The 23,841-nt window shown below is 61.1% G+C and carries 19 protein-coding genes; 9 read left to right on the top strand and 10 right to left on the bottom strand.

All coding sequences use genetic code 11. The features are described from left to right. Window positions 1-28: 28 nt before the first annotated feature. Window positions 29-1,057, bottom strand: coding sequence for a DNA-binding transcriptional regulator CytR (cytR, locus tag SSARUM2_RS23530; protein ID WP_004931082.1), 1,029 nt, complete (start codon window positions 1,055-1,057; stop codon window positions 29-31). 291 nt (window positions 1,058-1,348) lie between these two features. Next, window positions 1,349-3,544, bottom strand: a complete 2,196-nt coding sequence (priA, locus tag SSARUM2_RS23525) for a primosomal protein N' (protein ID WP_060446182.1) — start codon at window positions 3,542-3,544, stop codon at window positions 1,349-1,351. Between the two features lie 199 nt (window positions 3,545-3,743). On the opposite strand from priA, the gene rpmE reads away from it, so the two are divergent. Next, on the top strand, window positions 3,744-3,959 hold the full coding sequence (gene rpmE, locus SSARUM2_RS23520) for a 50S ribosomal protein L31 (RefSeq protein ID WP_004931078.1): 216 nt from the start codon (window positions 3,744-3,746) through the stop codon (window positions 3,957-3,959). A 77-nt stretch (window positions 3,960-4,036) separates the two neighbouring features. On the opposite strand, the gene metJ is transcribed toward rpmE, so the two are convergent. After that, on the bottom strand, window positions 4,037-4,354 hold the full coding sequence (gene metJ / locus SSARUM2_RS23515) for a met regulon transcriptional regulator MetJ (RefSeq protein WP_006317756.1): 318 nt from the start codon (window positions 4,352-4,354) through the stop codon (window positions 4,037-4,039). Between the two features lie 304 nt (window positions 4,355-4,658). Between metJ and metB the strand changes: the two genes are divergently transcribed. The 3 genes from metB to metF all read left to right on the top strand — a co-directional run bounded on the left by metB (window position 4,659) and on the right by metF (window position 9,382). Continuing rightward, complete coding sequence (gene metB, locus SSARUM2_RS23510) at window positions 4,659-5,819, top strand: cystathionine gamma-synthase (protein ID WP_033645215.1); 1,161 nt, start codon at window positions 4,659-4,661, stop codon at window positions 5,817-5,819. A gap of 2 nt (window positions 5,820-5,821) precedes the next feature. Then, on the top strand, window positions 5,822-8,257 hold the full coding sequence (locus tag SSARUM2_RS23505) for a bifunctional aspartate kinase/homoserine dehydrogenase II (RefSeq protein WP_033649894.1): 2,436 nt from the start codon (window positions 5,822-5,824) through the stop codon (window positions 8,255-8,257). Window positions 8,258-8,485: 228 nt separating this feature from the next. Further along, the gene (gene metF, locus SSARUM2_RS23500; protein WP_033649895.1) at window positions 8,486-9,382 is read left to right on the top strand and encodes a methylenetetrahydrofolate reductase; all 897 of its coding nucleotides are present in this window, start codon (window positions 8,486-8,488) and stop codon (window positions 9,380-9,382) included. 109 nt (window positions 9,383-9,491) lie between these two features. Here metF and ppc read toward each other — a convergent pair whose 3' ends face one another. Then, on the bottom strand, window positions 9,492-12,128 hold the full coding sequence (gene ppc, locus SSARUM2_RS23495) for a phosphoenolpyruvate carboxylase (protein ID WP_033638623.1): 2,637 nt from the start codon (window positions 12,126-12,128) through the stop codon (window positions 9,492-9,494). A 260-nt stretch (window positions 12,129-12,388) separates the two neighbouring features. Then, the gene (argE, locus tag SSARUM2_RS23490) at window positions 12,389-13,531 is read right to left on the bottom strand and encodes an acetylornithine deacetylase (protein WP_060431543.1); all 1,143 of its coding nucleotides are present in this window, start codon (window positions 13,529-13,531) and stop codon (window positions 12,389-12,391) included. Window positions 13,532-13,747: 216 nt separating this feature from the next. On the opposite strand from argE, the gene argC reads away from it, so the two are divergent. The 4 genes from argC to argH all read left to right on the top strand — a co-directional run bounded on the left by argC (window position 13,748) and on the right by argH (window position 18,234). Then, complete coding sequence (gene argC / locus SSARUM2_RS23485) at window positions 13,748-14,752, top strand: N-acetyl-gamma-glutamyl-phosphate reductase (protein ID WP_060453254.1); 1,005 nt, start codon at window positions 13,748-13,750, stop codon at window positions 14,750-14,752. 20 nt (window positions 14,753-14,772) lie between these two features. Then, entirely contained in the window at window positions 14,773-15,546 is a 774-nt protein-coding gene (argB, locus tag SSARUM2_RS23480; RefSeq protein ID WP_060423749.1) for an acetylglutamate kinase, read from the top strand. A 25-nt stretch (window positions 15,547-15,571) separates the two neighbouring features. Then, window positions 15,572-16,792 carry an argininosuccinate synthase gene (locus SSARUM2_RS23475; RefSeq protein WP_033649897.1) on the top strand — a complete coding sequence of 407 codons (1,221 nt, stop codon included), beginning with the start codon at window positions 15,572-15,574 and terminating at the stop codon, window positions 16,790-16,792. Window positions 16,793-16,860: 68 nt separating this feature from the next. Continuing rightward, a complete protein-coding gene (gene argH / locus SSARUM2_RS23470) occupies window positions 16,861-18,234 on the top strand; it encodes an argininosuccinate lyase (RefSeq protein WP_060439605.1) in 1,374 nt (457 codons plus the stop codon). 36 nt (window positions 18,235-18,270) lie between these two features. On the opposite strand, the gene SSARUM2_RS23465 is transcribed toward argH, so the two are convergent. The 4 genes from SSARUM2_RS23465 to SSARUM2_RS23450 all read right to left on the bottom strand — a co-directional run bounded on the left by SSARUM2_RS23465 (window position 18,271) and on the right by SSARUM2_RS23450 (window position 21,259). Beyond that, window positions 18,271-18,597 carry a toxin-antitoxin system HicB family antitoxin gene (locus tag SSARUM2_RS23465; protein ID WP_033654540.1) on the bottom strand — a complete coding sequence of 109 codons (327 nt, stop codon included), beginning with the start codon at window positions 18,595-18,597 and terminating at the stop codon, window positions 18,271-18,273. Next, the gene (locus tag SSARUM2_RS23460; protein WP_060424822.1) at window positions 18,584-18,844 is read right to left on the bottom strand and encodes a toxin HicA; all 261 of its coding nucleotides are present in this window, start codon (window positions 18,842-18,844) and stop codon (window positions 18,584-18,586) included. The genes SSARUM2_RS23465 and SSARUM2_RS23460 overlap by 14 nt, the downstream gene beginning before the upstream one ends. A gap of 162 nt (window positions 18,845-19,006) precedes the next feature. Next, window positions 19,007-20,455: a dihydrolipoyl dehydrogenase gene (locus SSARUM2_RS23455; RefSeq protein ID WP_060439607.1), complete on the bottom strand. Its 1,449-nt coding sequence runs from the start codon at window positions 20,453-20,455 to the stop codon at window positions 19,007-19,009. A gap of 72 nt (window positions 20,456-20,527) precedes the next feature. After that, entirely contained in the window at window positions 20,528-21,259 is a 732-nt protein-coding gene (locus SSARUM2_RS23450) for a glutathione peroxidase (protein WP_019452251.1), read from the bottom strand. Between the two features lie 151 nt (window positions 21,260-21,410). Here SSARUM2_RS23450 and oxyR point away from each other — a divergent pair, with 151 nt between their 5' ends. Beyond that, window positions 21,411-22,328, top strand: a complete 918-nt coding sequence (gene oxyR / locus SSARUM2_RS23445; protein WP_033636422.1) for a DNA-binding transcriptional regulator OxyR — start codon at window positions 21,411-21,413, stop codon at window positions 22,326-22,328. On the opposite strand, the gene sthA is transcribed toward oxyR, so the two are convergent. Then, window positions 22,311-23,708, bottom strand: a complete 1,398-nt coding sequence (sthA, locus tag SSARUM2_RS23440; protein WP_004931047.1) for a Si-specific NAD(P)(+) transhydrogenase — start codon at window positions 23,706-23,708, stop codon at window positions 22,311-22,313. The genes oxyR and sthA overlap by 18 nt on opposite strands. Between the last annotated feature and the right edge of the window lie 133 nt (window positions 23,709-23,841).

The following is a 23,841-nucleotide window of genomic DNA, read 5'->3' as shown; positions in this document are numbered from 1 at the left end:
TCATGTTACTGAACCCTAAAATATTTGACTAGCGTTTCGGGGCAGCGGTGCTGCCTCTGATAATCAATTCACTGTCCAACAGCCGGGAGCCGCTGGCCACCGTCTGGCCGTTCAACTGCTCCAACAGCAACAACATCGCCTGCTGGCCGATCTGGAAGCGCGGCTGTGCCACCGTGGTCAGCGGCGGATCGCAATACTGCGCCAGCTTGAGGTCGTCAAAGCCGACGATCGACAGATCCTGCGGCACCCGCAGCCCCATTTTCTTCGCCTGGGACAGCACGCCGATCGCCATGACGTCGCTGTGGCAGAACACCGCCGTCGGCGGTTTCGGCTGTGCCATCAGCGCCGTCAGCGCTTGCGCGCCGGCTTCGTAGGTAAAATCACCCCGGGTAATATAGCTGCTTTCGACGGTAATGCCATTACGACGTAGCGCTTGAACGTAACCCTGCAGCCGATAATGGCTCAGCGGCATCTGTTCCGGCCCGGCGACGCAGGCGATCTGCCGGTGGCCCAATTGATGCAAATAATGCACGGCTTCAAAGGCGGCGGTCAGGTTGTCGATGTGCACCGTCGGCAGTTCCAGCTCGGGAGCGAACTCGTTGGCCATCACCATCGGCGGCAGGTTGCGCTGCTCTTCCTTGCTGGCGTCGAACGGCAGGTTGGAGCCCAGCAGCAGCATGCCGTCGATCTGTTTGGTGATGATCAGATTGACGAAGGTGCGCTCCTGCTGGTTTTGCTGCGCGCAGTCGCCGATCAGCACCAGATAGCCTTGTTGGGCGGCGGTCTGTTCGATCCCCTGGATCACATCGGCGAAAAACGGATCGCAGATGTCGGGCACGATCACCAGGATGGTGCGGGATTCGTTGCGCTTGATATTGCGTGACAGAGCATGAGGAGAATAACCCACGGCCAGGACGGCCTGTTCCACTTTCTGGCGCGTCGGCGTTGACACCTTTTCCGGGTTCATCAGCGCACGCGATACGGTAGCCGTTGAAACGCCCGCCATTTCGGCGACGTCTTTCATGGTCGCCATGGATAACTCTTTCTTGTGTTCCAACGCCTTTCTCCTTGCGTCAGCCCCATGCCGACGCCACTACTGCTGTTTGCTCACAATGTCCGGCATGTGGTGGCGAAATTGTTGTCATTGAGCGCCACTCGCGTTCGGGCACTCCGTCGCGCTGCGATGTGGCGACAAAATTTGCCCTCGCAGACATTCTAAACAGAATACGCCCCGCCTTTGTTACCTAATTTGCATAAAAAATGTGACCTGAGAAGGTTTTTTAGCGTTCGCTCGCAATTTCAAGGGTAAACGTTTGCACTGCGGCAGCTAAATCGGACTTTTCCGGGATCAGCTGTCGATCGGATCGACATCCAGCGTCCATTTCACCTTGCGCGTTTGCGGCAGGGTGCCGATCAGCGGCAGCGAGCTTTTCATCAGCTGTTGCAGGACGCGCCGCGTCGGGTGCTGCAGCAGCAGCTGCCAGCGGAAACGGCCGCCGCGTTTGGACTGCAGCGCCGGCACCGGGCCCATCACCCACAGCGAATCGTCCTTCAGCGGGCTGGCTTCCAGCAGGTTGCGCAGCTGCTGCAGGAACAGCGGGGCCTGCTGGTTGTCGTGATCTTCGGCGCGCACGATGATGTGGCTGGTGTAAGGCGGCAGAAACACGCTGTTGCGCTCCGCCAGCGTCTGTTTGGCGAAGGCGTCGTAACCCTGTTGCAGCAGTACCTGCAGCAGCGGGTGCTCCGGATGGTGGGTTTGCAGCAGCACTTCACCCTGTTTGCCCGCGCGGCCGGCCCGCCCGGAGACCTGGGTATACAGCTGAGCGAAACGCTCGGCGGAGCGGAAGTCGGCGGAGAACAGCGCGCCGTCCACGTCCAGCAACGCCACCAGCGTGACGTCGGGAAAATGGTGGCCCTTGGCCAGCATCTGCGTGCCGATCAGAATGCGCGCTTCGCCGCGATGAATATCCGCCAGGTGCTGCTCCAGCGCCCCTTTACGGCTGGTGGTGTCGCGATCGATGCGGGTGATCGGCGTGTCGGGGAACAGCGGCGCCAGCTCCTGCTCCAGCTGTTCGGTGCCGACGCCGACCGACACCAGGTGGGTGGAGCCGCACTGTGGGCACTGGTGCGGCACCGGCCGCTGGCTGTCGCAGTGGTGGCAGCGCAACTGGCGCTGGTGCTGGTGGAAGGTGTAATAGTGATCGCAGCGCTGGCATTCGGCTATCCAGCCGCACTCGTGGCACAGCAGCGCCGGAGCGTAACCGCGGCGGTTGAGGAACAGCATCACCTGATTGCCGGCTTTTAAATGGTGCTGCATGCTCTTCAGCAGCGGCTGCGACAGGCCGACCTTCAGCGGCAGCCCCTTCAGATCGATCAGGTGCTGCGCCGCCGGTTTGGCGTTGCCTGCGCGCTGGGTGAGCTTCAGCTGGCGATATTTACCCAACTGCACGTTGTGCAGCGTTTCCAATGCCGGGGTCGCGGAGCCCATCACCATCGGGATATCCTCTTCCCGGGCGCGGAACACCGCCAGATCGCGGGCGTGGTAGCGCCAGCCTTCCTGCTGTTTATAAGAGCTGTCATGCTCTTCGTCGATGATGATTACGCCCAGCTGACGGAACGGCGTGAACAGCGCCGAACGGGTGCCGATGACGATGGCGGCTTCGCCGCTGCGCGCGCGCAGCCAAACCGCCAGCCGCTCGCTGTCGTTCAGCCCGGAGTGCAGCACGTCTACCGGCGCGTTGAAGCGCTCGCGAAAGCGGGCGATGGTTTGCGGCGTCAGGCCGATTTCCGGCACCAGCACCAACGCCTGTCGGCCTTTGGCCAGCACGTTTTCCAGCACGCTGAGGTAGACTTCGGTCTTGCCGGAGCCGGTTACTCCCGCCAACAGCCAGGCGGCGAACTGCTCATCCTCGCTTCTGATCGCCCCGACGGCGGTAGCCTGCTCGGTGTTCAGCCGCAGCCGTTCGCCGAGCACCGCAAAGTTGGGGCGCCAGTCGTGCGTATCCGCGACCTGAGCGCGCAGATCGATCAGCCCTTTGGCGCGCAGCGCCTGCAGGGCGCTTTCCGTCAGCTCAAGCTGGCTGACCTGGTGGCGATAGACCGGGCGTTGCAGCAGCGCCGCGAGCACCTGCTGCTGTTTCGGCGCGCGTTTCAGGCTTTCGGGCGGGGTGGCGCGCCCCTCTTCGGTGGCGAACCATTGCCACAGCGGCGCGGCCTCGGCCGGTTTGCCTTGCCGCAGCAGGATCGGCAGCGCATGGAACAGCACTTCGCCGATGGGGTAGTGATAGTAATCGCTGGCCCAGCGCAGGATGCGCCACAGGCTGGGGGAGAACAGCGATTCGGCGTCGATCACGCTGTCGATCGGTTTGAGCTTGTCCAGCGGCAGTTCACTGGTGTCGCTGCAGCCGGTGACGATGCCGATCGCATGCTGCCTGCCCCAGGGCACGCCCACGCGCGCGCCGGCCACCGGCTGCATGCCGGGCGGCAGCAGATAGTCGAAGGTGCGGGCGAGGGGGACCGGCAAGGCAACGTGTACGACGGGCATGATCTCATCCAAATTGAAAAAAGTGGGCATCAGTTTACACGGCGCATCGGCAAATGTACGGTTCCGATTGCGCGCCCCGGCTAATGCTGTATAATTTGCCGCCTTTGGTATAATTCGATACCAAAATTCTATTATCAACCACGTGTGGTGTCTGGCGAAACAGGGCTGGATAGCGACACGGCCTTAACTGAGGTTTCCCATGAAACAAGGTATCCACCCAAAATACGAAGAAGTTACTGCTAACTGCTCTTGCGGTAACGTGATGAAGATCCGCTCCACCGTGGGCCACGATCTGAACCTGGACGTTTGTGGCGCATGCCACCCGTTCTACACTGGCAAGCAGCGTGACGTTGCTACCGGTGGCCGCGTTGACCGCTTCAACAAGCGTTTCAGCGTACCAGGCGCTAAGAAATAAGATTTCTTATCGTCCGATGAAAAAGGCGCCTTTGGCGCCTTTTTTCGTTTCTGCCGCCGGCGTTCGCCGGGCGGTTCTCAATATTCCCAGGTATCGGGATCGACACCCAGTTCGCGCATCAACACTTTCGCGGCTTCCGGAATTTCATCGCTGCGCTCTTTGCGCAGGTCTTCATCGTTCGGCAGCGGCTGGCCGGTAAAGGCATGCAGAAACGCTTCGCACAGCAGTTCGCTGTTGGTGGCGTGGCGCAGGTTGTTCACCTGGCGACGGGTCCGTTCGTCGGTGAGGATTTTCAGGACCTTCAGCGGAATGGATACCGTGATCTTTTTGACTTGCTCGCTTTTTTTACCGTGTTCAGCGTAAGGGCTGACATACTCGCCGTTCCACTCAGCCATGGGACACCTTAACTTTGTCAGAAAAATTACAAAATTCTAAAAACCGGCCAATTATGCCCGATCTTCACTGTTCTCACTAAATAAATGTCAATTTTACGCGACCAGGGTCACTGAATGCCCCGCCTCGGCCAGGCATTGCGGCTTAACATCTTATCGTCATGTCATATCGGCATAATTTTAGCGGGTATTGTGCCATTGCTCAATCTATACGCAGAGAAGTTTAGATGTCCAGATGTATTGACGTCCATTAATCCTGCGATTACTCTTTAGGCCTCATTCACCGAACCGAGAGCCGAGCGAGCCCATGACGCGTAAACCAGCCACGATTGCCGTACGCAGCGGCCTGAACGACGACGAACAGTACGGCTGCGTTGTCCCGCCGATTCATCTGTCCAGCACCTATAACTTTACCGACTTCAACCAACCCCGAGCCCATGATTACTCGCGCCGCGGCAACCCGACGCGCGACGTGGTGCAACGCGCGTTGGCGGAGCTGGAAGGCGGCGCCGGCGCGGTGATGACCGGCAGCGGGATGTCGGCGATCCATCTGGTGACCACCGTGCTGCTGAAGCCCGGCGATCTGCTGGTGGCGCCGCACGACTGCTACGGCGGCAGCTATCGGTTGTTCGACAGCCTGAGCAAACGCGGTGCCTATCGCGTGCTGTTTGTCGATCAGGGTAATGAAGCCGCCCTGCAACAGGCGCTGGCGCAAAAGCCGAAGCTGGTGTTGATCGAAAGCCCCAGCAACCCGCTGCTGCGGGTGGTGGATATCGCGGCGATCTGCGCCGCCGCGCACGCGGCGGGCGCGTTGACGGTGGTGGACAACACCTTCCTCAGCCCGGCCCTGCAACAGCCGATCGAACTCGGTGCCGATCTGGTGGTCCATTCGTGCACCAAATACCTGAACGGGCATTCGGACGTGGTAGCCGGGGCGGTGATCGCCAAAGATCCCGAGCTGGCGGTCGAGCTGGCCTGGTGGGCGAACAACATCGGCGTGACCGGCGGCGCGTTTGACAGCTATCTTTTGCTGCGCGGCATGCGCACGCTGTCGCCGCGCATCAAGGCGGCGCAGCAAAACGCTGAAGCGATTGTTGACTATTTACAGCAGCAACCGTTGGTGAAAAAGCTGTATCATCCCTCCCTGCCGGAGAATCCGGGGCATGAGATCGCCCGCCGGCAGCAGCGCGGTTTCGGCGCGATGCTGAGTTTTGAACTGGACGGCGATGAAGCGGTGCTGCGCCGTTTTCTCTCTGCCCTTGAGCTGTTTACTCTGGCAGAATCGTTGGGCGGCGTAGAAAGCCTGATCTCGCATGCAGCGACCATGACCCACGCCGGCATGGCGGCGGAGGCGCGGGCAGCGGCCGGCATCTCCGAGAGCCTGCTGCGCATTTCCGTGGGTATTGAAGACAGTGAAGATTTGATTGCCGATCTGGAACGCGCTTTCCAGGCGGCGGCAACGAGGTAAGCATGAATGCAATTGCTGTAGCAGGGCCGGTGAGTGGGCGTCAACTGCACAAGTTTGGCGGCAGCAGTCTGGCGGATGTGAAGTGTTATCTGCGTGTGGCCGGGATTATGGCGGAATACAGCCAGCCGGGCGACATGATGGTGGTATCGGCCGCCGGCAGTACCACCAACCAGTTGATCAACTGGCTGAAGCTCAGCCAGAGCGATCGCCTGTCTGCGCACCAGGTGCAGCAGACGTTGCGTCGTTATCACAGCGATCTTATCAGCGGCCTGCTGCCGCCGGAAAGCGCCGAGCCGCTGATCGCCGAGTTTATTCAGGATCTGGAACGTCTGGCGGTGCTGCTGGACGGCAAAGTCGACGAGGTGTGCTATGCCGAAGTGGTCGGGCACGGCGAGATCTGGTCGGCGCGCCTGATGGCGGCGGTGCTCAACCACCTGGATATGCAGGCGGCCTGGCTGGATGCGCGTGATTTCCTGCGCGCCGAGCGCGCCGCGCAGCCGCAGGTGGATGAAGGCCGTTCTTATCCGCTGCTGCAGCAATTGTTGGCTCAACATCCGGGCAAACGCCTGGTGGTGACCGGCTTCATTTCGCGCAACGACGCCGGGGAAACCGTGCTGTTGGGGCGTAACGGCAGCGACTACTCCGCCACTCAGGTCGGCGCGTTGGCCGGCGCGGCGCGCGTCACTATCTGGAGCGACGTGGCCGGGGTTTACAGCGCCGACCCGCGCAAGGTGAAAGACGCCTGCCTGCTGCCGCTGCTGCGCCTGGACGAAGCCAGCGAGCTGGCGCGCCTGGCGGCGCCGGTGTTGCATACCCGCACCCTGCAGCCGGTCTCCGGCAGCGATATCGATCTTCAGCTGCGCTGCAGCTACCAGCCGGAGCAGGGCTCGACGCGCATCGAGCGCGTATTGGCGTCCGGCACCGGCGCCAAGATTGTCACCAGCCACGATGACGTGTGTCTGATTGAGCTGCACGTCGCCGCTCAGCATGACTTCAAACTGGCGCAGAAAGAGTTGGATCTGGTGCTCAAGCGCGCGCAGATCAAACCGCTGGCGGTGGGCATCCATCCTGATCGCAATCGGGTGCAGCTGTGCTACACCTCCGAGGTGGTCAACAGCGCGCTGGCGATCCTGCAGGCCTCGGCGCTGCCGGGTGAACTGCACCTGCGCGAAGGGTTGGCGCTGGTGGCGATGGTCGGCGCCGGGGTGTGCAAGAACCCGCTGCACAGCCACCGTTTCTATCAGCAGCTGAAAGATCAGCCGGTCGAGTTTATCTGGCAGGCGGAAGATGGCATCAGCCTGGTGGCGGTATTGCGTCAGGGGCCGACCGCGCTGCTGATCCAGGGGCTGCACCAAAGCTTATTCCGCGCCGAGAAGCGCATCGGTCTGGTGCTGTTCGGCAAGGGCAACATTGGGTCGCGCTGGCTGGAGCTGTTTGCCCGCGAGCAGACCAATATTTCCGCGCGCAGCGGCTTCGAATTTATCCTGGCGGGGGTGGTGGACAGCCGCCGCAGCCTGCTGAACTACGAAGGGCTGGACGCCAGCCGCGCATTGGCGTTCTTTGAGGACGAGGCGCAGGCGCTCGACGAAGAGTCGCTGTTCCTGTGGATGCGCGCGCACCCGTTCGACGATCTGGTGGTGCTCGACGTGACCGCCAGCGAAGAGCTGGCCGGGCAGTATCTGGATTTCGCCAGCTACGGTTTCCACGTGATCAGCGCCAACAAGCTGGCGGGAGCCTCGTGCAGCGATACCTATCGCCAAATTCGCGACGCCTTCGCCAAAACCGGCCGCCACTGGCTGTACAACGCCACCGTCGGCGCCGGTCTGCCGGTCAACCACACGGTGCGCGATCTGCGCGACAGCGGCGACAGCATTTTGGCGATCAGCGGCATTTTCTCCGGCACGCTTTCCTGGCTGTTCCTGCAGTATGACGGCACGGTGCCGTTCACCGAGCTGGTGGATCAGGCCTGGCAGCAGGGGCTGACCGAACCGGATCCGCGGGTCGATCTCTCCGGCCAGGATGTGATGCGCAAGTTGGTGATCCTGGCGCGCGAAGCGGGCTACGACATCGAACCTAACCAGGTGCGGGTCGAGTCGCTGGTGCCGGCGGGCTGCGAGCAGGGCTCCGTCGATCAGTTCTTCGAGAACGGCGAGGCGCTGAACCAGCAGATGCAGCAGCGCTTTGAGGCCGCCAGCGAAATGGGCCTGGTGCTGCGTCACGTGGCGCGTTTCGACGCCAACGGCAAGGCGCGGGTCGGCGTGGAGGCGGTGCGTCCTGAGCATCCGCTGGCCTCGTTGCTGCCGTGCGACAACGTGTTCGCCATCGAAAGCCGCTGGTATCGCGATAATCCGCTGGTGATCCGCGGGCCGGGCGCCGGCCGCGACGTGACCGCCGGAGCGATCCAGTCAGACCTTAACCGGTTGGCGCAGCTGCTTTAATCCTCTGCGGGCGCGGGTTCACCGCGCCCCTTTGCTTTTCCTGCCATACTTATCCCTGCCGCCGTCATGAAATTCCCTCGTTGAGCGGGTGAAGATTAATCATCTTATTCCCCTCATTTTCCTGTTGACTCTTTAGCCAACATGCGGCATTTTCTATCTAGACGTCTAAACGTATAGACGCTCATCAAAATGAAATAAAAACAGTGATCGATAAGAGGTGAGCAGGGTATGAGCTTTTTCCACGCAAACCAGCGGGAAGCGCTGAATCAGAGTCTGGCGGAGTTGAACGGCCAGATTAACGTATCATTCGAGTTCTTCCCGCCGCGCACCAGCGAGATGGAAGAGACCCTGTGGCAGTCGATCGATCGTCTGAGCATCCTCAAACCCAAATTCGTTTCCGTCACCTACGGCGCCAACTCCGGCGAGCGCGATCGCACCCACAGCATCATCAAGGGGATCAAGGAGCGCACCGGCCTGGAGGCGGCGCCGCACCTGACCTGCATCGACGCCAGCCCGGCGCAGCTGCGCGACATCGCGGCCGATTATTGGAACAGCGGCATTCGCCATATCGTGGCGCTGCGCGGCGATCTGCCGCCGGGCGGCGGCAAGCCGGACATGTACGCGACCGATCTGGTGGCGCTGCTGAAAGACGTGGGCGACTTCGACATTTCCGTCGCCGCCTACCCGGAAGTGCACCCGGAGGCGAAGAGCGCCCAGGCCGATTTAATCAACCTGAAGCGCAAGATCGACGCCGGCGCCAGCCGCGCCATCACCCAGTTCTTCTTCGACGTTGAGAGCTACCTGCGCTTCCGCGACCGCTGCGTCACCGCCGGTATCGACGTGGAAATCGTGCCGGGCATTCTGCCGGTGTCCAACTTCAAGCAGCTGCAGCGCTTCGCCACCATGACCAACGTGCGGGTGCCAAGCTGGATGACCAGCATGTTCGAAGGGCTGGACGACGATGCGGAGACCCGCAAAATGGTCGGCGCCAACATCGCCATGGACATGGTGAAGATCCTCAGCCGCGAAGGGGTGAAAGATTTCCACTTCTATACGCTGAACCGCGCCGAGATGAGCTACGCCATCTGCCACACGCTGGGCGTGCGCCCGGTGGCAGCCGCCTGACAGGCCTGTTCCATTGAAAAAGGGCGTCGCTTACCGCGGCGCCCTTTTTTTGTGGGGAAGACAAGACATAAAAAAACGGCCCCGATAAACGGGGCAGCGATGAGGCTCACTAGCCGGTGTTGCGCATCCCGGCGGCGACGCCGGCGATGGTGACCATCAGCGCCTGCTCGACGCGGGCGTCCGGCTGCTCCTGCTGGCGCGAACGGTGCAGCAGCTCGGCCTGCAAGACGTTCAGCGGGTCGGTATAAACGTTGCGCAGCGCGATGGATTCGGCGATCCACGGCAGGTCTTCCATCAGGTGCGCATCGTTGGCGATGGTCAGCACCACCTTGATGTCGCTTTCCAGCTGATCGCGCAGCTGTTGGCCCAGCGGCCACAGCGATTTATCCACCAGGCGCTGATCGTAGTATTCCGCCAGCCACAGGTCGGCCTTGGCGAACACCATTTCCAGCATGGCGATGCGGGTGGAGAAGAACGGCCAGTCGCGACACATCGCCTCCAGCTCCGCCTGCTTGCCGGCTTTCACCGCTTCCTGCAATCCGGCGCCGGCGCCGAGCCAGGCCGGCAGCATCAGGCGGTTCTGCGTCCAGGCGAAGATCCACGGAATGGCGCGCAGGCTTTCCACGCCGCCGTTCGGCTTGCGTTTGGCCGGGCGTGAGCCCAGCGGCAGTTTACCCAGCTCCAGCTCCGGCGTGGCCGCGCGGAAGTAAGGCACGAAGTCCGGGTTTTCACGCACGTAGCCGCGATACATCCGGCAGGAGGTGTCTGACAGATCGTCCATCAGCGCCCGCCATTCTTTCTTCGGTTCCGGCGGCGGCAGCAGGTTGGCCTCGAGGATCGCGCCGGCATACAACGCCAGGCTGCTGATGGTGACTTCCGGCAGGCCGAACTTGAAGCGGATCATCTCTCCCTGCTCGGTGACGCGCAGGCCGCCCTTCAGGCTGCCCGGCGGCTGCGAGAGCAGCGCCGCATGCGCCGGCGCGCCGCCGCGGCCGATGGAGCCGCCGCGGCCGTGGAACAGCGTCAGCGCCACGCCGGCCTTTTCACAGGTTTTGATCAGCGCGTCCTGCGCGCGGTACTGCGCCCAGGAAGCGGCCATCACACCGGCGTCTTTCGCCGAGTCGGAGTAGCCGATCATCACCATCTGTTTGCCCTGAATAAAGCCGCGATACCAGTCGATGTTCAGCAACTGAGTCATCACGTCGTCGGCGTTGTTCAGATCGTCGAGGGTTTCGAACAGCGGAGCGACCGGCAGCGCGAACGGGCAACCGGCCTCTTTCAGCAGCAGGTGCACCGCCAGCACGTCGGAAGGCGTGCGCGCCATCGAAATCACGTAGGCGGCGATCGAGCCCTGCGGCGCTTCGGCGATCACCCGGCAGGTTTCCAGCACTTCCTGCGTGTCGGCGCTCGGTTGCCATTTCAGCGGCACCAGCGGGCGTTTGGAGTTCAGTTCGCGGATCAGGAACGCCTGTTTATCGGCTTCCGACCAGCTTTCATAGTCGCCCAGCCCCAGGTAGCGGGTCAGCTCGGCGATGGCCTCGGTATGGCGGGTGCTTTCCTGGCGCACGTCGATGCGCACCAGCGGCACGCCGAAGCAGCGCACGCGGCGCAGGGTATCCAGCAGCTGACCGTTGGCGATGATGCCCATGCCGCAGGCCTGCAGCGATTGGTAGCAGGCATACAGCGGCTCCCACAGCTGCTCGTTGTTCACCAGCAGGTCGTGCGGCTTCAGCACGCGTTCGCCCTTCAGGCGGCCTTCCAGATAGGCCTGGGAGCTCATCAGCTGGCTGCGCAGCTGCTTCATGATTTCGCGGTACGGTTCCTGCACCTCGTCACCGCCGGCGCGGGCGCGCAGCTCCGGGGTACATTCGGTCATCGACAGCTCGGAGACCAGCACCTGAATATCGCGGGTGAACAGGTCGCAGGCTTTCCAGCGGCTGAGCAGCAGCACATGGCGGGTAATTTCGGCGGTCACGTTCGGGTTGCCGTCGCGGTCGCCGCCCATCCAGGAGGTGAAGCGCACCGGCACCGCTTCCGCCGGCAGGCTGTAATCGATGGAGTTTTCCAACTGCTCGTTGAACTCGCGCAGGAACGCCGGCACGCCTTCCCACAGGCTGTTTTCCACCACCGCGAAGCCCCATTTGGCTTCGTCGATCGGGGAAGGGCGATGTTTGCGAATTTCATCGGTGTGCCACGACTGGGCCACCAACTGGCGCAGGCGGCGCATGATCTTGTTGCGCTCGTAGTCGGCCAGATCGTTGTGATCGAGCTGGCTGAGACAGGTGTTGACCTCCACCAGCTTGTGGATCAGGGTGCGGCGGGTGATCTCCGTCGGGTGCGCCGTCAGTACCAGCTCGATGGAAAGTTGCGACACCGCGTGCTGCAGCTCTTTGTCGCTGAGCTTTTTGTCTTTGAGACGGCTGAACAGCTGCGCCAGCGCTTCCGGGTTGCTGGCGGCTTCGCCGTTGGGCGAAATGCTGTGGTACTGCTCGGCGACGTTGGTCAGGTTGAGGAACTGGCTGAAGGCGCGCGCCACCGGCAGCAGCTCGTCGTTGGACAGGTTCTGCAGGGTGGAGAGCAGCTCCTGGCGATGCGCTTCGTTGCCGGCGCGTGAAGATTTGGAAAGCTTACGGATGGTCTCAACGCGATCGAGAATATGCTCGCCCAGCGCTTCTTTGATGGTATCGCCGAGCAATTTGCCGAGCATACTGACATTACTGCGCATTGCCGAATATTGTTCGTTCATATAACCCCTGACCCAGTTCTGTATGATTTTTATCTTGTAAATAAATTTCACGCGTCAGGCGCAGACCGCCTGCCTGATCACATCGCGTTCCTGTCCAATCGTCAATTGACACTATTTTTAGCAAAAAAACATCAAAATCGGCGCATTTTCTGAAATTTAATTACGCCGCATCGGTTATCAGCGTGGCTTATTTCGCCGTTTTCTACTTATTTTGAGTTAGGGGAAGCATAGCGCGTTTCCCCTGTTAAATGTCGGGTTTACTACCGGCAAAAGTGATTGACCAGCTGGCCCAGCAGTTTGCGCGTCGGTTCGATAAACGCGGTGTCGATGTATTCGTCCGGCTGGTGGGCCTGATCGATGGAACCGGGCCCGAGCACCAACGTCGGGCAGACCTGCTGTACGAACGGCGCTTCGGTGCAGTAGTTGACCACCTGCGTGCGGGTGCCCAGCAGCTCCTCGATCACCGCCACCATGCGGTGGTCGGTCGGGCATTCGTAACCCGGCACCGACGCGTGCAGCTCTTCGATGGTCAGGCGGCCCGGCCAGCGTTGGCTCACCGGTTCCAATGCCTGATGCATCAGCTCGTTGATGTTGTCGAGCGTCATGCCGGGCAGCGGGCGGATATCCAGGTGCAGCTCGCAGCAGGCGCAGATGCGGTTGGCCGCGTCGCCGCCGCTGATATGGCCGAAGTTCATGGTGGGATAAGGCACGGCGAACGCCGGATTGTTGTAGCGCTCCTGCAGGGTTTTGCGCAGCTCTATCAGGCGGCCGATGGATTCGTGCATCAGATCGATGGCGTTGACGCCGCGCGCCGGATCGCTGGAGTGGCCGGACTGGCCGACGATGCGAATGGCGTTGGCCATGTGGCCCTTGTGTGCGCGCACCGGCTGCAGCGAGGTCGGTTCGCCGATGATGGCGAAATCCGGACGAATGGCGGTGGAGGCGGCGAAATAACGCGCGCCGGCCATCGTCGTTTCTTCATCTGCGGTCGCCAGAATGTACAGCGGCTTGGTCAATTTGCTCGCGTCGATGTCGCGCACCGCATCCAGAATAAAGGCGAAGAAGCCTTTCATGTCGGCGGTGCCCAGGCCGTAGAGCTTGTTGTCGTGCTCGGTCAGGGTGAAGGGATCGCGCGTCCAGCGGCCTTCGTCGTAAGGCACCGTATCGGTATGGCCGGCCAGCAGCAGGCCACCGCTGCCTTCGCCGATGCTGGCCAGCAGGTTGAATTTGTGGCGCGATTCCGGCACCGGCTGCACGTCGACGCGAAAGCCCAGGTCGGCAAACCAGCCGGCCAGCAAGTTGATTAACGCCTCATTGCTCTGATCGAGGCCGGCATCGGTGGCGCTGATCGACTTCGTTGCGATCAACGCCCGGTACAGCTCAATAAATGGAGGTAATTTCATCTTCACTGTTGACAGCCTTTGGTTAGGATAGTATCAATATTCATGCATTTATTTTGAATAAAAATACAGTAAGCCGACGCGTAAGGGAACCCGATACCCGGATGTTTATAAAAGCATCAACGCCAGGCTCCGTGGGTGAACGGCGCAACAACGCTGGCTAGCCCTGTTACCTGGGTCGCAAGCGACCGCACGTCAGTTTAGAAGGTGAAAGGCCACATGTTGAATACGCTGATCGTTGGTGCCAGCGGTTACGCCGGAGCGGAGCTCACGGCTTACCTGAATCGCCACCCACACATGAACATAACCGCTTTAGCGGTTTCAGCGCAAAGTGCAGATGCAGGAAAGTTGCTTTCCGATCTCCATCCCCAGTTGAAAGGCATCGTCGATCTGCCGCTGCAGCCGTTGACCGACGTCGCCAAGGCGGCGCAGGGCATCGACGTGGTGTTCCTCGCCACCGCTCATGAAGTCAGCCACGATATCGCACCGGCCTTCCTGGCGGCGGGCTGCGTGGTGTTCGATCTGTCGGGCGCCTTCCGCGTGCAGGACGCCGATTTTTATAGCCAGTACTACGGTTTCGAGCATCAGCATGGCTCCCTGCTGGAGCAGGCGGTGTACGGCCTGGCGGAATGGCAGAGCGACAAGATTAAACAGGCGCAGCTGATTGCCGTGCCGGGCTGTTACCCGACGGCGGCGCAGCTGGCGCTGAAACCGTTGATCGAAAAACAGCTGCTGAACCTCGACCAGTGGCCGGTGATTAACGCCACCAGCGGCGTCAGCGGCGCCGGGCGCAAGGCCAGCATGACCACCAGCTTCTGCGAAGTGAGCCTGCAGCCATACGGTATTTTCACCCACCGGCACCAGCCGGAGATCGCCGCGCACCTGGGCGTGCCGGTCATCTTTACGCCGCACCTGGGCAACTTCCCGCGCGGCATCCTTGAAACCATCACCTGCCGCCTGAAGGCCGGCGTGACCGCGCAGGACGTGGCCGCCGCCTATCATGCCGCCTATGACGACAAACCGCTGGTGCGGCTGTACGACCAGGGCGTGCCGGCGCTGAAAGCGGTGGTGGGGCTGCCGTTCTGCGACATCGGCTTTGCGGTGCAGGGCGAGCATCTGATCGCCGTGGCGGTGGAAGACAACCTGCTGAAAGGCGCGGCGGCGCAGGCGGTGCAATGCCTGAATATCCGTTTCGGCTTCCCGGAAACCCAGTCACTCCTTTAAACCAGCGTGAGTAAACAGCAATGAACCCGTTAATTATCAAGTTAGGTGGCGTGTTATTAGACAGTGAAGAAGCGCTGGAGCGTCTGTTTACCGCGCTGGACAGCTACCGGCAGCAGCATCAGCGCCCGCTGGTGATCGTGCACGGCGGCGGCTGCGTGGTGGACGAACTGATGAAGCAACTCTCTTTGCCGGTGGTGAAAAAGAACGGCCTGCGGGTCACGCCGGCCGATCAGATCGACATCATCACCGGCGCGCTGGCCGGCACCGCCAACAAAACGCTGCTGGCGTGGGCGATTAAACACCAAATCAACGCCGTCGGCCTGAGCCTGGCGGACGGCGGCAGCGCAGTCGTGACCCCACTCGATCCGGCATTGGGCCACGTCGGCAACGCGCAGCCCGGTTCCCCCGCGCTGCTCAATATCCTGCTGAGCGCCGGCTACCTGCCGGTTGTCAGCTCCATCGGCATCACCGCCGATGGGCAGTTAATGAACGTGAACGCCGATCAGGCGGCGACGGCGCTGGCGGCGACGCTGGGGGCGGATCTGATCCTGCTGTCGGACGTCAGCGGCATCCTCGACGGCAAGGGGCAACGCATTGCGGAAATGACGGCGCAAAAAGCGGAACAACTGATCGCGCAAGGCATTATCACCGATGGTATGGTGGTGAAGGTGAATGCGGCGCTCGACGCTGCCCGCACCCTCGGCCGCCCGGTGGATATCGCCAGCTGGCGCCATGCCGATCAGCTTCCTGCTTTGTTTAACGGTGTGTCGATTGGCACCCGGATCCTCGCTTAATTTTAGAATTAGAAAGGAATAGATCATGCAAAACCAAGGCATCAAAAAAATCGTTCTGGCGTACTCCGGCGGCCTGGATACCTCGGCCATCATTCCATGGCTGAAAGAGAACTACGGCGGCTGTGAAGTGGTGGCGTTCGTGGCGGACATCGGTCAGGAGCGCAGCGATCTGGAAGGCGTGGAGCAAAAAGCCCTGCAGTCCGGTGCCTCTGAATGTCACGTGGTGGATCTGCGTGAAGAATTTATCCGCGATTACGTTTATCCGGTGCTGCAGACCGGCGCCCTGTACGAGGGCAGCTACCTGCTGGGCACCTCGATGGCGCGGCCGATCATCGCCAAGGCGCAGGTCGAGCTGGCGTTGAAAGTGGGCGCCGACGCGCTGTGCCACGGTGCGACCGGCAAAGGCAACGATCAGGTGCGTTTTGAGACCACCTACACCGCGCTGGCGCCGCAGCTGAAAGTGGTGGCGCCGTGGCGTGAGTGGAATCTGCGTTCCCGTGAAGCGCTGCTGGATTACCTGAAAGAGCGCAACATCCCGACCACCGCGTCGCTGGAGAAGATCTACAGCCGCGATGAAAACGCCTGGCACATCTCCACCGAAGGCGGCGTGCTGGAAAGCCCGTGGAATGCGCCGAACAAAGATTGCTGGGTGTGGACCGTCGATCCGCAGGAAGCGCCGGACCAGCCTGAGCAGGTGACCGTGACCGTTGAGAAAGGCCGCGTTGTGGCGGTTAACGGTAAAGCGCTGTCGCCGTACCAGTGCCTGGAAACCCTGAACGCGCTGGGCGCCAAACACGGCGTCGGCCGTATCGACATCGTGGAAAACCGCCTGGTGGGCATCAAATCCCGCGGCTGCTATGAAACCCCGGGGGGCACCATCATGGTGGCGGCGCTGCGCGCCGTCGAGCAGCTGGTGCTGGACCGAGACAGCTTCAAATGGCGCGAGCAGCTGGGCCTGGAGATGTCCTATGTGGTGTACGACGGCCGCTGGTTCGCGCCGCTGCGCCGCTCGCTGCAGGCCTCTGCCGAAGCATTGGCTGAAGAGGTAAACGGTGAAGTGGTGCTGCAGCTGTACAAAGGCCAGGTGACGGCGATCCAGAAAAAATCCGCCAACAGCCTGTACTCCGAAGAGTTCGCCACCTTCGGAGAAGACGAAGTTTACGATCACAGCCACGCGGGCGGCTTTATCCGCCTGTTCTCTCTGTCTTCACGCATCCGCGCGTTGAACGAGAAAAAGAATAAATAATCGATTGGCGTGACTCTGCAAGGGCGCAGCATGCTGCGCCCTTTCGCATAAAAATTCAGGAGTAAGATATGGCACTTTGGGGCGGACGGTTCACTCAGGCGGCGGATCAGCGGTTCAAGCAACTCAATGATTCGCTGCGGTTCGATTATCGCCTGGCGGAGCAGGATATCGTGGGCTCGGTGGCCTGGTCGAAGGCGCTGGTGACCGTTAACGTGTTGACGGCAACGGAGCAACAGCAGCTGGAGCAGGCGCTGAATGCGCTACTGACGGAAGTTCAGGCCGATCCTTTGGCGATCGTCCAAAGCGATGCCGAAGACATCCACAGCTGGGTGGAGCAGAAACTGATCGAGAAGGTCGGCGATTTGGGCAAGAAGCTGCACACCGGCCGCAGCCGCAACGATCAGGTCGCGACCGATCTGAAGCTGTGGTGCAAACAGCAGATCGGCGACCTGTATCAGGCGATCGTCCAGCTGCAGCAGGCGCTGGTGGAAACCGCCGAAGCCAACCAAGATGCGGTGATGCCGGGGTATACCCACCTGCAACGCGCTCAGCCGGTGACTTTCGCGCACTGGTGCCTGGCCTATGTCGAGATGCTGGCGCGCGATGAGAGCCGCCTGCAGGATACCCTGAAACGGCTGGACGTCAGCCCGCTGGGCAGCGGCGCGCTGGCCGGCACCGCTTATCCTATCGATCGCGAGCAGCTGGCCGGCTGGCTGGGCTTCGCCTCGGCGACCCGCAACAGCCTGGACAGCGTATCCGATCGCGATCACGTGCTGGAGCTGCTGTCCAACGCCGCCATCAGCATGGTGCACCTGTCGCGCTTCGCCGAAGACCTGATCTTCTTCAACAGCGGTGAAGCGGCGTTTGTCGAGCTGTCCGACCGCGTGACCTCCGGTTCTTCGCTGATGCCGCAGAAGAAAAACCCGGACGCGCTGGAGCTGATCCGCGGCAAGTGCGGCCGCGTGCAGGGCGCGCTGACCGGCATGATGATGACGCTGAAAGGCCTGCCGCTGGCGTACAACAAAGACATGCAGGAAGATAAAGAAGGGCTGTTCGACGCGCTCGACACCTGGATGGACTGCCTGCAGATGGCGGCGCTGGTGCTGGACGGCATTCAGGTGAAGCGCCCGCGCTGCCAGGAAGCGGCGGAGCAGGGCTATGCCAACGCCACCGAACTGGCGGATTACCTGGTCGCCAAGGGCGTGCCGTTCCGCGAGGCGCACCATATCGTCGGCGAGGCGGTGGTAGAAGCGATTCGCCAGGGCAAACCGCTGGAAGCGCTGCCGCTGGCGGACTTGCAGCAGTTCAGCGCGACGATCGGCGATGACGTTTACCCGATCCTGGCCTTGCAATCCTGCCTGGACAAACGTGCGGCCAAAGGCGGCGTCGCGCCGCAGCAGGTGACCGCGGCAATCGCCGCAGCGAAACAGCGTTTGGCTTGACGACGACAAGGGCGGCCCGGTGCCGCCCTTGAACCTCTACCCCGCCAGGCGTGCGCACAGATAACGGTTCAGGCTCACGCCTTCCTCCATCGCGCCGATCGCCAGCCGGCGATGCTGTTCCGGCGTCATGCGCAGCACCAGTTTTCCGCTGAAGTTCTTTTCCGCCAGCGCCTGCGGCGGCGTTTCGCCTTGCGCCAACATATCGGCGATCGTTTCGCTCACCACTTTTTCGATACCCTCCAGCGCGCCGCTACGCGTGGCGGCCAGCCAGGACAACGAGGGGAATTCGGCGCACAGCCCGACATATTCACGATCATCCGCTGACCAGGTGATGCGATAGGTATAGTGTTCATGCTTTTCCATGTTCTTCCTCCATTCTGGCCAGTGCGGCGATGACCTGCTTAACCTGATATGCCTTGGCTGCGCCGTTGTTGCCGCGTTGGATATTGATGCGCGGATCGCCTGACCAGGGCATGCGATAAACGTGATGGCTGCTACTGTTTATGCGCGGCGGCCCAAACCATCGCACGCAGATTTTCGCTAACTCAGCGAATTTGATGCTGTTCTGCCGCTGTTGCAAATCAGCGATGTCATCCCTGATCTCGTTCATGCTGCCTCCATTTTAGTATCATTATTGGTATCATTTCAATGTTGAGGTATAAAAAATGAACGCAGAAGGGCCGTGAGGCAAGAGGAGGGAGGAAAATGTGGAAAGTGCTGCGCAAAAAAACCGGGCCTGAAGGCCCGGTGGGGATGAGCGGAGAATGAGAGGTTATTCGCCCGGGCAGCGCTGGCAGCGCTCGATTTCGGCCGTGCCGAGTTTGAGTTTCGCCTGCAGGTCACGCAGCGCGGTGCGCAAGCCTTCCTCGATCACCGGGTGATAGAACGGCATGTCCAGCATCTGATCGACGGTCATCTGTTGCTGATGCGCCCAGGCCAACAGGTGCGCGATGTGCTCGGCGTCCGGGCCGATCATTTCCGCGCCGAGGAAACGGCCGGTGCCTTGCTCGCCGTAGACGTGCAGAATGCCTTTGTTGCGCAGCATCACCCGCGAGCGGCCCTGATTCTCAAACGAGACCTTGCCCACTTCAAAGCAGCCGCAGGCGCTGAACTTCTCGCTCAGCTCGCGGAAGGTCGAGCCGACCATGGCGATCTGCGGATCGGAGAACACCACTGAAATCGCGCTGCGGCGCAGGCCCGGATTGATCTCCGGGAAACTGCCGGCGTTGGCGCCGGCGATGCGCGCCTGATCGCTGGCCTCATGCAGCAGCGGCAGCTGGTTGCTGGCGTCGCCGGCGATGAAAATATGCGGCACGCTGGTTTGCATCGTCAGGCGGTCGGCCAGCGGTACGCCTCGGGCGTCAAGCTGTAAGCCGGTGTTTTCGAGGCCCAGCCGATCGACGTTGGGGCGGCGGCCGGTGGCGGCCAGCACGTAGTCCACCAGGATCTCCTGCGGTTGGCCCTGCAGGTCCCGATAGCGGATAAACACCTTGTCGCCTTCGCGCTGCATCATCTCTACCTTCACGTCGGCGTCGAGATAGAACTCTTCCCCCAGTGCTTTGGCGGCGTAGTCGCGCACGGCGCTGTCGGTGAGCGGCCCGACCGCGCCGCCGATCCCGAAGACCTTGGTGTCGACGCCGAGGCGGTGCAGCGCTTGCCCCAGCTCGAGCCCGATGACGCCGGGGCCGAATACCGCTACGGACTGCGGCAAATCATCCCAGTTGAACAGGTCGTCGTTGACGATCAGACGATCGCCCAGTTCGCTCCACGGCGCCGGCCAGCTGGGGCGGGAGCCGGTGGCGATCACAATGCGCTGCGCCACGATGCGCGTATGGTCATCGACCTGCAGCGTGTTGTCGTCGATAAAGCGGGCATAGCCCTGAATTTTGTCGCCGGCCGGGATCTCGTCCACGCCTTCCAGCACGAAGCCGACGAAGCGATCGCGTTCGCGCTTGACGCGCGCCATCACTTCACGTCCGTCGATGCGGGTTTTACCGGTTGGGTGCACGCCAAAGCCCGGCGCGCGTTCGATTTGATGCACCGCTTCGGCAGCGGCGATCAGCAACTTGGATGGCATACAGCCAACGCGCGCACAGGTGGTGCCGTAAGGCCCGCCTTCGATCATCACCACGCTGGGGGTAGACCGTTTGGCCGCGCGATAGGCGCCGAGCCCTGCGGTGCCGCCGCCGATGACCGCGACATCAACGTTCAACAGTTTCATATCCGCTCCTGAAAGGTAAAAAAAGGGCGGGCCGTAGCCCGCCAAAGTTCACGTTGGCTTTGTTATTACTTATTAAGCTGACAGGAAAGTTTCCAGATCGTCGCTGCCGCCGATGTGACGGCCGCCGATGAACACTTGCGGCACCGTGGCGCGGCCGCTGACGGCGCGCAGGCTAACGGTGGTGGCGTCTTTGCCCAGCACGATCTCTTCATACTGAATGCCGCGCTCTTGCAACATTTGCTTGGCTTTGGCGCAGAATGGGCAGCCCGGCTTGGTGAACAGGGAGACCGACTCCTGCACTTTGAATTCCGGCGCCAGGTATTTCAGCATGGTGTCGGCGTCGGACACTTCAAACGGGTCGCCCGGCTTGTTCGGTTCGACGAACATTTTCTCGACCACGCCGTCGCGCACCAGCATCGAGTAGCGCCATGAACGCGGGCCAAAGCCCAGATCCGCTTTCTCGACCAGCATGTTCATGCCTTTGGTGAATTCACCGTTGCCGTCCGGCACGAAGGTGATGTTTTCCGCATGCTGATCGGCTTTCCAGGCGTTCATCACGAAGGTATCGTTCACCGAGACGCACAGAATGCCGTCGACGCCGTGCTGCTTGAATACGCTGGACAGTTCGTTGTAGCGCGGCAGATGGCTCGAAGAACAGGTTGGCGTAAATGCGCCCGGCAGCGAGAACACGATAACGGTTTTGTTTTTGAACAGGTCATCAGTGGTCACATCAATCCATTGGTCGCCCTGACGGGTGTGGAAAGTAACCTGAGGAACTTTCTTGCCTTCTTGACTGGTAAACATTGATTAACCCCTTAATTAGCAAAATTAATTTTTAGCATTTAGCGCGATATCGCTTCGTTGGGACACATTATTGTCGCTGGGGGTTGATAGATCTAATCGCTCATTGCTATCTTATCTATCGCCATGAGCTATCATGGAATGGAGGGAAACAATGAATATTCGTGATTTAGAGTATCTGGTCGCCTTGGCCGAGCACCGGCACTTCCGCCGCGCGGCCGATTCATGCCATGTAAGCCAACCCACGCTGAGCGGGCAGATCCGCAAGCTGGAAGACGAGTTGGGCGTCATGCTGCTCGAGCGCACCAGCCGCAAGGTGCTGTTCACCCAGGCGGGTCTGCTGCTGGTGGAGCAGGCACGTACCGTGCTGCGCGAAGTGAAAGTATTGAAGGAGATGGCCAGCCAGCAGGGCGAAGCCATGTCCGGGCCGCTGCACATCGGCCTGATCCCGACCGTGGGGCCTTATCTGCTGCCGCAGATCATCCCGACGCTGCACAAAACTTTCCCGAAACTGGAAATGTACCTGCACGAAGCGCAAACCCAGCAACTGCTGGCGCAACTCGACAGCGGCAAATTGGACTGCGCCATTCTGGCATTGGTGAAGGAAACCGAGGCGTTTATCGAAGTGCCTCTGTTCGATGAACCGATGAAGCTGGCGGTGTATTCCGATCACCCGTGGGCGCAGCGCGAGCGCGTGGCGATGCCGGATTTGGCGGGAGAGAAGCTACTGATGCTGGAGGATGGCCACTGCCTGCGCGATCAGGCGATGGGCTTCTGCTTCCAGGCGGGCGCGGACGAAGATACCCACTTCCGCGCCACCAGTCTGGAAACGCTGCGCAATATGGTCGCGGCCGGCAGCGGCATTACCCTGCTGCCGTCACTGGCGGTGCCGCCGCAGCGCGAACGCGACGGCGTCTGCTATCTGGATTGCTACAAGCCGGAACCGAAGCGCACCATCGCGTTGGTGTATCGCCCCGGTTCCCCACTGCGCAGCCGTTATGAGCAGTTGGCCGAAGCGATCCGCGAGCACATGCAGGGCTACATCGACAACGCGTTAAAACAGGCGGTTTAAGCCGTTAAGCGCCGCCACCCGGTAGGCTTCGGCCATGGTCGGATAGTTGAAGGTCGTATTAACGAAATACTCGATAGTATTGCCTTCACCTTTCTGTTCCATGATCGCCTGACCGATGTGGATGATCTCCGCCGCACGCTCGCCGAAGCAGTGGATCCCGAGGATCTGCAGGGTGTCGCGATGGAACAGGATCTTCAGGCTGCCTACGTTCATCCCGGCGATCTGCGCGCGCGCCAGATGCTTGAACTGGGCGCGGCCCACTTCATACGGCACCTTCATCGCCGTCAGTTCCTGCTCGGTTTTGCCGACGGAGCTGATTTCCGGAATGGTGTAGATGCCGGTCGGGATATCTTCGATTAGGTGGCCGCTGGCCTCGCCGGAAGCGATCGCCTGCGCGGCGATGCGGCCCTGATCGTAGGCGGCGGAAGCCAGGCTCGGATAGCCGATCACGTCACCGACCGCATAGATGTGCGACAGCGCGGTTTGGTACATGCTGTTCACCTTCAGCAGCCCGCGGCTGTCCGATTCCAGGCCGACGTTTTCCAACCCCAGCGAATCTGTGTTGCCGGTACGGCCGTTGGCGTACAGCAGGCAGTCCGCTTTCACCTTCTTGCCGGACTTCAGGTGCACGATCACGCCGTCTTCGGTGCCTTCAATCTTCTCGAACTCCTCGTTGTGGCGGATCACCACGCCGTTGTTCCAGAAGTGGTAAGAGAGCGAATCCGACATCTCCTGATCGAGGAATGCCAGCAGGCGATCGCGGGTGTTGATCAGATCGACCTTGACGTTCAGACCGCGGAAGATAGACGCGTATTCGCAGCCGATCACCCCGGCGCCGTAAATGATCACGTGGCGTGGTTCATGGCTCAGCTCGAGAATGGAATCACTGTCGTAGATGCGCGGGTGATTGAAATCGACGCTGGCCGGGTGATAAGGGCGCGAGCCGCAGGCGATCACGATGTGGTCGGCGCGGATGGTGTCCTGGGTGCCGTCCATGTAGCTGACGCTGACGGTGTTGGCGTCGATGAAGCGCGCGTCGCCGGCGAACAGTTTGCACTGGTTCCGCTCATAGAACCCTTGGCGCATGCGGGTTTGCTGGCTGATGACGTTATCGGCGTGGCGTAAAATGTCAGGGAAGGTCGCGCTGAGCGTGCGCGAGTTGTTGTAAAGCGGGTTCTGGTTGAATTCGATAATGCGGCTGACGGCGTGGCGGAGGGCTTTGGAAGGGATGGTGCCCCAGTGGGTACATCCGCCGCCTACGTTGTTGTACCGTTCGATAACGGCCACGCGGGCGCCCTGTTTCACCAGCCCCATGGCGGCACCTTCACCACCAGGGCCCGAGCCAATCACAATGGCATCAAATTGATAGTGCTGTTGCATGTAGGAGAGACCTGTTTTTTTATACAAGATTACAACGGTATCTTAACATCATAGCGCTGCTCACCCAATCACCATTAGGCTTTTTGAGGCAAAGCACAATCGGCTCAGGGCGGAAGTGTGATAGAGCGCGTTA

The organism is Serratia sp. K-E0102, from assembly GCF_029962625.1.
Taxonomy (GTDB): domain Bacteria; phylum Pseudomonadota; class Gammaproteobacteria; order Enterobacterales; family Enterobacteriaceae; genus Serratia; species Serratia sarumanii.
Note: the sequence above shows the minus strand (reverse complement) of the source record. Positions and strands in the feature narration are given on the sequence as shown.

Excerpts from the sequence above, each read along its gene's own strand:
- priA (WP_060446182.1), bottom strand. The coding sequence starts at position 3,544 with ATGCCCGTCGTACACGTTGCCTTGCCGGTCCCCCTCGCCCGCACCTTC.
- rpmE (WP_004931078.1), top strand. The coding sequence starts at position 3,744 with ATGAAACAAGGTATCCACCCAAAATACGAAGAAGTTACTGCTAACTGC.
- metJ (WP_006317756.1), bottom strand. The coding sequence starts at position 4,354 with ATGGCTGAGTGGAACGGCGAGTATGTCAGCCCTTACGCTGAACACGGT.
- metB (WP_033645215.1), top strand. The coding sequence starts at position 4,659 with ATGACGCGTAAACCAGCCACGATTGCCGTACGCAGCGGCCTGAACGAC.
- SSARUM2_RS23505 (WP_033649894.1), top strand. The coding sequence starts at position 5,822 with ATGAATGCAATTGCTGTAGCAGGGCCGGTGAGTGGGCGTCAACTGCAC.
- metF (WP_033649895.1), top strand. The coding sequence starts at position 8,486 with ATGAGCTTTTTCCACGCAAACCAGCGGGAAGCGCTGAATCAGAGTCTG.
- ppc (WP_033638623.1), bottom strand. The coding sequence starts at position 12,128 with ATGAACGAACAATATTCGGCAATGCGCAGTAATGTCAGTATGCTCGGC.
- argE (WP_060431543.1), bottom strand. The coding sequence starts at position 13,531 with ATGAAATTACCTCCATTTATTGAGCTGTACCGGGCGTTGATCGCAACG.
- argC (WP_060453254.1), top strand. The coding sequence starts at position 13,748 with ATGTTGAATACGCTGATCGTTGGTGCCAGCGGTTACGCCGGAGCGGAG.
- argB (WP_060423749.1), top strand. The coding sequence starts at position 14,773 with ATGAACCCGTTAATTATCAAGTTAGGTGGCGTGTTATTAGACAGTGAA.
- SSARUM2_RS23475 (WP_033649897.1), top strand. The coding sequence starts at position 15,572 with ATGCAAAACCAAGGCATCAAAAAAATCGTTCTGGCGTACTCCGGCGGC.
- argH (WP_060439605.1), top strand. The coding sequence starts at position 16,861 with ATGGCACTTTGGGGCGGACGGTTCACTCAGGCGGCGGATCAGCGGTTC.
- SSARUM2_RS23465 (WP_033654540.1), bottom strand. The coding sequence starts at position 18,597 with ATGGAAAAGCATGAACACTATACCTATCGCATCACCTGGTCAGCGGAT.
- SSARUM2_RS23460 (WP_060424822.1), bottom strand. The coding sequence starts at position 18,844 with ATGAACGAGATCAGGGATGACATCGCTGATTTGCAACAGCGGCAGAAC.
- SSARUM2_RS23455 (WP_060439607.1), bottom strand. The coding sequence starts at position 20,455 with ATGAAACTGTTGAACGTTGATGTCGCGGTCATCGGCGGCGGCACCGCA.
- SSARUM2_RS23450 (WP_019452251.1), bottom strand. The coding sequence starts at position 21,259 with ATGTTTACCAGTCAAGAAGGCAAGAAAGTTCCTCAGGTTACTTTCCAC.
- oxyR (WP_033636422.1), top strand. The coding sequence starts at position 21,411 with ATGAATATTCGTGATTTAGAGTATCTGGTCGCCTTGGCCGAGCACCGG.
- sthA (WP_004931047.1), bottom strand. The coding sequence starts at position 23,708 with ATGCAACAGCACTATCAATTTGATGCCATTGTGATTGGCTCGGGCCCT.